The sequence below is a fragment of the Rhizobium sp. KNZ2-6A genome, from assembly GCF_056755475.1.
This window is the reverse complement of sequence record NZ_JBNDIC010000023.1, coordinates 91,093-100,232: the sequence shown is the minus strand read 5'-3', so window position 1 is coordinate 100,232 and position 9,140 is coordinate 91,093. Positions and strand designations below refer to the sequence as shown.

Genomic DNA, 9,140 nt, shown 5'->3' with positions numbered 1-9,140 from the left:
AGATGTGTATAAGAGACAGGTTCACAGAAGCCTATAAATTGCGGATTGAGCGTTCGCTTTCCATTGACGGATGGGGTGGGTAGGCTGTTTACGAAGATTGATCGATGCGCGCGTTTGGCGCAGTTGCTTCCGCATCGTCCCGGTGCAAAGATCGATTGCGGACGGAAACGGAACCGAATGAAATGACCGAATATAGGGGCATCCGTTGGGCCTATGATCGCTATGAGATTATCGCCGACAGCATAGTCAATGGTGTCGGCGTCGTCTTTGCATTGATCGGTGCGACCGTATTGATCTTCTATGCGACGGTCTGGAGCTCCCACGGAGGAATTGCAGCGGCCTGGATCTATGGGGTCGGCCTGGTGCTGACGCTCGGAATGTCCTTCACCTATAATCTCTGGCCGGTGTCGAAGACGAAATGGTTTCTCCGGCGTTTCGACCATTCCTTCATCTATGTCCTGATCGCCGCCACCTACACGCCCTTTCTCGAGCGGGGAGCCGAGGACCCGCTGTTGCTCGGCGTGCTGATTGTCGTCTGGATCTTCGCCGCCTTCGGCATCATCCTGAAATGTCTGTTTCCAGGGCGCTACGACCGATTGGCGATCCTGCTTTACCTGGCCATGGGGTGGAGCGGCATCCTTGTCGCCAAGCCGGTTTCCATGCATATCCCATTCGCCTCGATGCTGCTCATCGTCATCGGCGGCGTGATCTACTCGCTTGGCGTGATCTTTCACGTCTGGGAAAAGCTGCGCTTCCAGAATGCCATCTGGCACGGCTTCGTCGTCGCCGCGGCCGCCGTGCATTATTCGGCGGTGCTGACCTGCTTCAGCCTGTCACCGGAAAGCTTTTGACGATCTCAGCCGTTGGCGTGCACTTCCTGGTCGAGCGCAGGCTGCGCACCAGGCGCATGACAATGGCGTCGTAGCGCTGCATATCCGTTTTTGAATAATCCATCTGGAAGAAGGCGGCCGCCCCATTGCAGAGCGCGACGCCGCGCACATAGACGATCCGTCCCTGCTTGGTGCCCGAGAAGCTGATGCCGCGCGAGTTCGATTTGGAATAGGAGATCTTCCAGCCGTCGTCTTTCGCCAGCGCCACGCGCCCATTCGCTTCCGACGCAAAGTCGCCATTGGCGATCATCGTGCTGAAAACCTGCAGTGTCGCCGAGCGGTCCGCCGGCGACAGCGAGAGCCGATCTGTATCGCTGGAGGGAGCCGCAGGATGGAATTCCGGCGGCAGCTCAATCGCATAGCCGAGACCTGCATTGTCATAGGGCCGCCAATCCGCGGCAAAGGCCGAGGCGGGGGAAAGAAGCAGGAGAGCGATCAGGCGGGCGAGCATTGCGGTTCCTGGGAGGCTGGATCTGCATACCGATCAAGATTAGCGCATTTTTCGGCAAAAATTCCATAGCGATTCAAGATGCGAGCGTAAATTAGCGCCAATTCGTTACAACTTCATTGCGAGCTATGCGCAATTGGCTGTTTACCGCGATCATATCAAGCAGTTTGCGGAGCTGCGGTGGCTCCAGAATTTGCAACTTCTACAGGCTGCCGTTTCAAAACCGATTTCGGTGGTTTACGTCCGCTTTTCCTTCTCCAGGGCTTGAGGCGATGTGCCCTTTCGCCTATCCCTTCAAGTCAGCTCCGGTATTGACGGATTCGATGATCATTCAGCAAAGGGGGGAACATGGCCGCCGCCACCGCGGGCCTGACATTCCTGGCACTATGCCTGCCCTTTCTCGGTGCATTGATCGCGCCCATCGCTGTTCGGCGGCTAGGTCATAACGCGGCCTGGCTCTTGGCGTTGTTCCCAGTGCTCGCCGTCCTTCATTTCGTGGGTTTCCTTCCTGCAATCGCAGCCGGGCAGGTTGAATCGGGCGGCTTCGATTGGGTGCCAAGCCTCAATCTGCGGTTTTCCTGGCTGATCGACGGCCTGTCGCTGACTTTCGCCTTGCTCATCACCGGCATCGGCGCGCTGATCGTCCTCTATGCCGGCGGCTACCTGAAGGGGCACGCGGATCTTGGCCGCTTCTTCTCCTTCATCTTCCTCTTCATGGGCTCGATGCTCGGCCTTGTCGTCTCGGATAGCTTCCTGACGCTGTTCGTCTTCTGGGAGCTGACCTCGATCACCTCCTTCCTCCTGATCGGTTTTGACCATCAGCGGGAAGCCTCGCGCCGGGCGGCGCTGCAGGCGCTGGTCGTGACCGGCGGCGGAGGGCTGCTGCTGCTGGCCGGCCTGTTACTGCTCTGGCAGATAACCGGCATCACCGCCATGTCCGACCTGTTGAAAGCCGGCGATGTCGTGCGTGCGAGCCCGCTCTATCTTGCGGCCCTGATCCTGGTGCTGGGCGGCGCCTTCACCAAGTCGGCGCAGTTTCCGTTTCATTTCTGGCTGCCGAATGCCATGGAAGCGCCGACGCCCGTTTCGGCCTATCTCCACTCGGCAACCATGGTGAAGGCGGGCGTTTATCTCGTGATGCGGCTCAATCCGGTCCTCGGCGATACGCTGGCCTGGCAGACGATCCTGCCGGCTTTTGGTGCCGCCACGCTGCTCGTCGGAACACTGCTTGCCATCCGCCAGACCGATCTGAAACTGAAGCTCGCCTATACGACGGTTTCCTCGCTCGGCTTGCTGGTAATGCTCACCGGCTTCGGCACGGATTATGCCATCGAAGCCGCCGTCCTCTATCTGGTGGCGCATTCGCTGTTCAAGGGCGCGCTGTTCATGGTCGCCGGCATCGTCGACCATGAGACGGGAACGCGTGATATCACCCGGCTGGGCGGCCTGCGCTCGGCCATGCCGCTGACCTTTGCCGCGGCTTTGGTTGCGGCGGTGTCGATGGGAGGACTGCCGCCGGCTTTCGGTTTCCTGGCCAAGGAAGAGATTTACGCCGCGCTGGCGCAGACATCGCCGGCTGCGATCATCCTGACGATCATTGCCGTAGCCGGCAACGCGCTGATGTTCGCCATCGCCTTTGCCGTCGCGCTGAAGCCTTTCCTGGGGCCGCTGACCGAGACGCCGCGCCATCCGCATGAAGCGCCGCCCTTGCTTTGGCTCGGGCCGGTCACGCTTGCCTTGCTCGGCATCGCGTCGGCTTTGTTCGCGGCGCCGTGGCACGCCTATGTCTCCTCACCGATGGCAAGCGCCGTCAGTGGCAAGGGTTTACAGATCGCGGTTTCGCTGGCCCCGCATATCGGCGTGCCTTTGGTACTCTCCATCGTGACCGTGCTGATCGGCATCCTTGTCTATTGGCAGCTCGACCGCGCGCGTTTTTTCATGTCCGTTGTCCTGCGGATGCTGGGACCGGGGCCGGACCGTGGCTTCGACGGGTTCATCTCCGGCCTAGTGCGGCTGTCGCATGCGGTATCGCGTGTGCTGCAGCCTGGGCGGCTGGAAATCTACGTCACCGTCACCTTCCTCTGCCTGGCGGCGATGCTGCTGATCCCCCTTGTCATCCACGGTGAATTGCCTCACATGCCCGCCTGGCCGAACCTGCAGTGGCACGAAGCGACGATCTTCCTGATCGCCATTATCGGCGTTGCCGCGGTCGTGTTTGCGCGAGACCGGCTGACAGCCATCGTTTCGCTCGGCATTCAGGGCTTTGCCGTCGCCGTCATCTTCCTCTTGTTCGGGGCACCGGATCTATCCTTCACGCAGTTCATGGTCGAGACTCTTTCGGTCGTGATCCTCGCCCTGGTGATGACGCGCCTGCGCCTCTCGCCTTCGGATCGCCGGCCGCTGCTTGCCAGGGTCGCTCATGCCGTGCTGGCGATTGCCTGCGGCATCGGCTTTGCGCTTCTGTTGCTGAAGGCGACCCAGGCGCCGTTCGACCTGACGCTGACGGCCTTCTTCAATCAATATTCGAAGCTGATCGCGCATGGCGACAATGTGGTGAATGTCATCATCGTCGATTTCCGCGGCACGGACACGCTCGGCGAGATCGCAGTCGTCGCCATGACCGGCCTTGCGATCCTGGCGCTGATCCGCATCCGCACAGGCGGCGGGCGCAAGCTCGCGGCCAACGACCCCGATCTTGAGGAGAAGGCCGGTCTCGGCGAGAGGATGGAGGCCGAGCGCTCGTGAATACGCTGATCTTCCGCACCGCCGCGCCGTTTCTGACCGCCCTAATGCTGCTCTTTTCCGTTTTCGTGCTGCTGCGCGGCCATAACGAACCCGGCGGCGGCTTTATCGGCGGCTTGATCGCAGCCTCGGCGCTGGCGATCTACGGCATTGCCTGCGGCGTGACGGCAGTCCGGCAAGCCATCATCTTTCATCCGCTGGCGATCGCCGGCTTCGGCCTGCTGGCGGCGACCCTTGCCGGCTTCCTGTCCGTCTTTTCCGGCGTGCCGTTCATGACCGGCCTTTGGATCTATCCGCATCTCTTCGGCGTCGAGGTGCCGCTTTCGACCGTCATGCTCTTCGATATCGGCGTCTATCTGGTGGTCGTCGGAGCCATTACCTCGATCGCGCTGGCGCTCGAAGAGCGGGAGGTGGATTGATGGAGGTTGTCTTTGCCCTCGTCGTCGGTCTCTTCTTCGCCGCCGCGATCTATCTGATGCTGTCGAAATTCACGATCCGCATCATGCTCGGCATCGCCATTCTCGGCAATGCCGTCAATCTTCTGCTTTTTACCGCCGGCCGGGTCACGCCCGAGGTGCCTCCCATCATCCAGAAAGGGGCGAGCACGCTCGACAATGCAGCCGCCAATCCGCTGCCGCAGGCATTGATCCTGACGGCGATCGTCATTTCCTTTTCGTTCCTCGCTTTTCTGCTTGTCCTGACCTATCGCGCCTATCAAGACCTGAGGACCGACAATACCGGCGAGATGCTGGTGGCCGAACCGGACGAGCGGCCACTGCCGCCCTTGGGATACTGACGCAATGGCCGGACCGACCGATATTCCCGTCGATCTCTCCGCCGCGCTGGTCGCGGCCCCCGTGCCGCTGGGGCATTGGCTTGTCATCCTGCCGGTCGCTCTGTGCATCGGGCTCGGTGCTATTCTGCTGATGGTGCGCAACCGCACCGAATGGCATGCCGCGATCGCTATTCCCGGGCTCGTATTGCTGGTGCTCATCGACGCCGCCTTGCTCTACAAGGTCGTCAGCGACGGCGCCATGACGATGGTCATGGGACGATGGCTGCCGCCGTTCGGCATCGCCTTCAGCGTCGATATTTTCAGTGCGCTCATGGCCCTGACGGCGGCGATCGTTGCCCTGTTGGCGAGTTTCTACGCGCTCGGCGAAATCACCGTAAGCGGCCGGCGATACGGTTTCTTCCCCTTCCTGATGCTGTTGCTGGCAGGCGTCAGTGGTGCCTTCCTGACGGGCGATGTCTTCAATCTCTATGTCTGGTTCGAGGTGCTGCTGATCTCGTCCTTCGGCCTGCTGATCCTCGGCTCGGAGCGCGAGCAGATCGACGGCGCGCTGAAATATGCCGTCCTCAATCTCATCGCCACCACGCTGTTCCTTGTTTCCGTCGGTTATCTCTATGCCGTCTTCGGCACGCTCAACATGGCCGATATCGCCATGAAGGCGAGAGCGGACGACGGCAATGCGCCGCTGACGACCTTGGCAGGCCTGTTCCTGCTGGCCTTCGGCATGAAGGCGGCGGCCTTCCCGGTCAATTTCTGGCTGCCGGCTTCCTATCACACGCCCCGTATCACCGTTTCGGCGCTTTTCGCCGGTCTTTTGACCAAGGTCGGCATCTATGCGCTCATCCGGGTTCTGGTCATGCTGCTGCCGGTCGAGCGGGCAGGGCTGGATCCGCTCATCACGGTCATCGCCATCGCGACCATGCTTGTCGGGGTCATGGGTGCGCTTGGGGCAAACGATATCCGCCGCATGCTGGGCTATATCGTCATATCGGGCATCGGCACGATGCTGGCGGGTGCGGCCCTCGGCAACGCCGACGGCCTCAGCGGGGCGATCTTCTATGCGTTGCATTCGATGGTATTGATGACCGCGCTTTATCTACTTGCGGGGCAGGCGGCACGGCTCGGCGGCAGCTTTTCGCTCGCGGCACTCGGCGGGCTCTATCGGCGGAGCGGCTGGTTTGCCGGCCTCTCGCTGGTGCTCTTCTTTGCCATCAGCGGTTTGCCGCCCTTTTCGGGCTTCTGGCCCAAGGTCGTGCTGGTAAAGGCTGCGCTCGCAACGGGCGCTTGGTGGCTCGCTGCAACAATCCTGCTGGCCGGTTTCCTGACGATGATCGTTTTCGGGCGGGTGTTCCTCCTGGCCTATTGGCGTCCCGCGGCGAATGACGCCATGGCGGCGGAGCCGATCAGGTGGCAGGCCGCTTTGCCGCTCCTTGCACTTTCGCTGCTTGTTATCGGCTTCGGCCTGTTTCCGGAGCGGCTCCTGCACCTGACGCAGGCGGCCGCTACCGGCCTCGAGCAGCCATCGGCCTATCTGCACTCCGTCTTTCCCACGGCGGGAGGGGCTCAATGATCCTCTTTATCTTCAATCTGCTGCTTGCCATCGTCTGGGTCGCCGTAACCGGCAGCGCGTCCTTCATCAATCTGGTCTTCGGCTTCGTCCTTGCGGCGATTGCGCTCGCGACCGTGCGATCGTCCTACGGAGGCGTGCTCTATCTCGGTCGTATCAGCCGCATCCTTGCGCTCCTGGTGCTGTTCATATGCGAGCTCGCAAAGTCTGTCTGGGCGGTTGCTGTGGCCGTCATGAGCCCCAGGATCGATGTGAAACCCGGGATTTTCGCCTTTCCCCTGACGGTCGACCGCGATTTCGAAATCACGCTGCTTGCTAATCTCATCACGCTGACGCCGGGCACGCTGTCCGTCGATGTTTCCGATGATCGTAAGATACTCTATGTCCATGCGCTCGATTGCTCCGATCCGGACACCATCAGACGCGGCATTGCCGACGGCTTCGAGCGCCGCATCATGGAGGCTTTCCGATGATGGCCGCATCCATCGTTTCGGTAGCAGCCATGGTGGCGCTCGGCATTCTGAGCATCGCCTTCCTGTTTACGGTCTATCGCGTGGTTGCCGGTCCGACATTGCCGGACCGGGTTCTGGCGCTCGATATGCTGGTGGCAATCGCTATCGGCTTCATTGCCGTCATCGCCATCAAGACCGGCTTCACGCTTTACATCGATATTGCCATTTCGCTGGGCCTCGTCGGTTTCCTCGCTACCGTCGCCTTCGCCCGGTTCATCCTGACGCGGGCGCAACCCGATATTTCGAGCCGGCATGCCGAACGCCCGGACACTATAGGCGCGTCCAAAAGCAAGAAGACGCGCAAGCGGAACAAGCCGCAGAAAGGAGGGCGCTGATGGATTTGCTTTGGGCTGTCCTGGTTGCCGTGCTTTTACTGGCCGGCGCATTGTTCTCGCTTATTGCCGCCATCGGCATTGTTCGTCTTCCCGATCTTTATAGCCGCATGCATGCGGCATCGAAGGCAGGCACGGTGGGTTCCGGCCTGTTGCTACTTGCGGTCGGTATTCATTCGCAGGACCTGTCGATATTGGCGCGGGCGCTGGCCGGATTTGTCTTTTTCGTATTGACCGCGCCGATTTCGGCACATCTTCTTGCGCGTGCGGCGCACAAGGCGGGACATCGCTTAACCGCACCTTCGGTGCGCGATGAATTGTGGCGGCAGGGGCCGCTCGCGAAACGCGGGAATGGAAAAAAGAGCTAACAAACGCAGAAATTGTTAATGAAGGAATATCTGTTCGCGTTATTAGTTATCCATTTTTTAGTAGATGAATTTTTTGCGAAGAAATGTTGGGATTAAAAACTGGACATTTGGGTAAAGAGTGCTAATTCAGATTCAAGTAGAGTTCTGATGTTAAGTTAGTCTCGACCGGGTTTAAGCTCTCAATGCTTTTATCTTTCCTTGATACAAAGCTGAGCAAAACTTTGTTCCGATCAGCGATTAGAGATCGCTATCGTGGTCGCTAATTCTGATATCAGGCAGCAAGGGGCGGTTTTCCCTCGCATGAAGTCTAGGGGTGGATTTCACGCGTTAAGAAATGTGGCGTTATGCACCGTTTTCTTGCTGATGGCTGCTACGAATACGGGCGATACGTTTGCGCGGATTGCTCGGCGCTGGGACACTCCGGAATCAGCAGATTTCCGAAGCCAGGCGCAGATTATACAGCAACGCTGTGCCCTGTGCTCTTTTGGAGGCTCGGCGCGGCAAGCAAGCCGATGAACAGGAGAACACAATGACAGATGCGGCCCTTGGCAACGGGCAGGAGTTACTGGTTGAACTGACCGCCGACATCGTTGCGGCCTATGTCAGCAACCATGTCGTACCGGTCAGCGACCTTCCGAACTTGATTTCCGACGTACATTCCGCCTTGAGCAACACCTCGGCTCCGGCACCTGCCGTAACCGTGGTCGAAAAGCAGAAGCCGGCCGTATCCGTTCGTAAGTCCGTGCAGGATGATCAGATCACCTGCCTGGAATGTGGTGGCAGCTTCAAGTCGCTGAAGCGCCATCTCATGACCCATCATGGTCTTTCGCCGGAAGAATATCGCGAGAAGTGGGATTTGGCCGCCGATTACCCGATGGTGGCACCGGCCTATGCCGAAGCCCGTTCGCGCCTTGCAAAGGAAATGGGCCTCGGCCAGCGCCGCAAGCGCGGCAGCCGCTGAGAGTTCCATTGCTGAACCAAAGAAAAACCCGGCTCTCGAGCCGGGTTTTTTATCTACGGATATCGTAAATCCGAGCCTATGCCGCGGCTCTGACGCGGGCTTCCTCGCGGATGCGCTTGATCATCGACCGCAGCCCATTGGCGCGCTGCGACGAGAGATGCTCCACGAGACCGATCTTGCCGAAGACGTCGAGTGCATCGAGCGCAGCGATTTCAGAGGCGGGCTTGCCCGAATAGGTCGCCATCACGATTGCCACCAATCCACGCACGATATGAGCGTCGGAATCGCCTTCGAACGTCAAGACCGGGTTCTCGGGATCGCCGGACGTATGCGTGACGAGCCAGACCTGGCTGGCGCAGCCCTGTACCTTGTTTTCCAGCGTCCGCTTCTCTTCCGGCAGATCAGGCAATGCCTTGCCGAGTTCGATCACGTAGCGATAGCGATCCTCCCAGTCGTCCAGGAAGGAAAAGTCGTCGATGATCTTTTCAAGCGATGCCATTGCAATGATCCAGATTGTCCATATGCCT

General features: G+C 59.7%; 11 protein-coding genes. 9 read left to right on the top strand and 2 right to left on the bottom strand.

The genetic code is table 11. From position 1 onward, the window contains the following. Window positions 1-182 precede the first annotated feature (182 nt). Window positions 183-851 (top strand): PAQR family membrane homeostasis protein TrhA, encoded by a 669-nt coding sequence (trhA, locus tag ACPYOP_RS17420; RefSeq protein WP_481411611.1) that lies wholly within the window; start codon window positions 183-185, stop codon window positions 849-851. On the opposite strand, the gene ACPYOP_RS17415 is transcribed toward trhA, so the two are convergent. Further along, the gene (locus ACPYOP_RS17415; protein ID WP_481411610.1) at window positions 826-1,341 is read right to left on the bottom strand and encodes a hypothetical protein; all 516 of its coding nucleotides are present in this window, start codon (window positions 1,339-1,341) and stop codon (window positions 826-828) included. The genes trhA and ACPYOP_RS17415 overlap by 26 nt on opposite strands. Window positions 1,342-1,686: 345 nt before the next feature. Between ACPYOP_RS17415 and ACPYOP_RS17410 the strand changes: the two genes are divergently transcribed. The 8 genes from ACPYOP_RS17410 (at window position 1,687) to ACPYOP_RS17375 (ending at window position 8,613) form a co-directional block, all read left to right on the top strand. Continuing rightward, window positions 1,687-4,083 (top strand): putative monovalent cation/H+ antiporter subunit A, encoded by a 2,397-nt coding sequence (locus tag ACPYOP_RS17410; protein ID WP_481411609.1) that lies wholly within the window; start codon window positions 1,687-1,689, stop codon window positions 4,081-4,083. Beyond that, window positions 4,080-4,499, top strand: a complete 420-nt coding sequence (locus ACPYOP_RS17405) for a Na+/H+ antiporter subunit B (RefSeq protein ID WP_481411608.1) — start codon at window positions 4,080-4,082, stop codon at window positions 4,497-4,499. Before ACPYOP_RS17410 ends, ACPYOP_RS17405 begins: the two co-directional genes overlap by 4 nt. Next, entirely contained in the window at window positions 4,499-4,876 is a 378-nt protein-coding gene (locus ACPYOP_RS17400; RefSeq protein WP_481411607.1) for a Na+/H+ antiporter subunit C, read from the top strand. The genes ACPYOP_RS17405 and ACPYOP_RS17400 overlap by 1 nt, the downstream gene beginning before the upstream one ends. Window positions 4,877-4,880: 4 nt before the next feature. Further along, a complete protein-coding gene (locus ACPYOP_RS17395; RefSeq protein WP_481411606.1) occupies window positions 4,881-6,443 on the top strand; it encodes a Na+/H+ antiporter subunit D in 1,563 nt (520 codons plus the stop codon). Then, window positions 6,440-6,913, top strand: coding sequence for a Na+/H+ antiporter subunit E (locus ACPYOP_RS17390; protein ID WP_481411605.1), 474 nt, complete (start codon window positions 6,440-6,442; stop codon window positions 6,911-6,913). Before ACPYOP_RS17395 ends, ACPYOP_RS17390 begins: the two co-directional genes overlap by 4 nt. Next, window positions 6,910-7,287, top strand: coding sequence for a cation:proton antiporter (locus ACPYOP_RS17385; RefSeq protein ID WP_481411604.1), 378 nt, complete (start codon window positions 6,910-6,912; stop codon window positions 7,285-7,287). The genes ACPYOP_RS17390 and ACPYOP_RS17385 overlap by 4 nt, the downstream gene beginning before the upstream one ends. After that, window positions 7,287-7,652, top strand: coding sequence for a monovalent cation/H(+) antiporter subunit G (gene mnhG, locus ACPYOP_RS17380; RefSeq protein WP_481411603.1), 366 nt, complete (start codon window positions 7,287-7,289; stop codon window positions 7,650-7,652). The genes ACPYOP_RS17385 and mnhG overlap by 1 nt, the downstream gene beginning before the upstream one ends. A gap of 529 nt (window positions 7,653-8,181) precedes the next feature. Next, entirely contained in the window at window positions 8,182-8,613 is a 432-nt protein-coding gene (locus ACPYOP_RS17375; protein ID WP_047627360.1) for a Ros/MucR family transcriptional regulator, read from the top strand. A 76-nt stretch (window positions 8,614-8,689) separates the two neighbouring features. Here ACPYOP_RS17375 and ACPYOP_RS17370 read toward each other — a convergent pair whose 3' ends face one another. Beyond that, window positions 8,690-9,112: a SufE family protein gene (locus ACPYOP_RS17370; protein ID WP_481411602.1), complete on the bottom strand. Its 423-nt coding sequence runs from the start codon at window positions 9,110-9,112 to the stop codon at window positions 8,690-8,692. Window positions 9,113-9,140 lie beyond the last annotated feature (28 nt).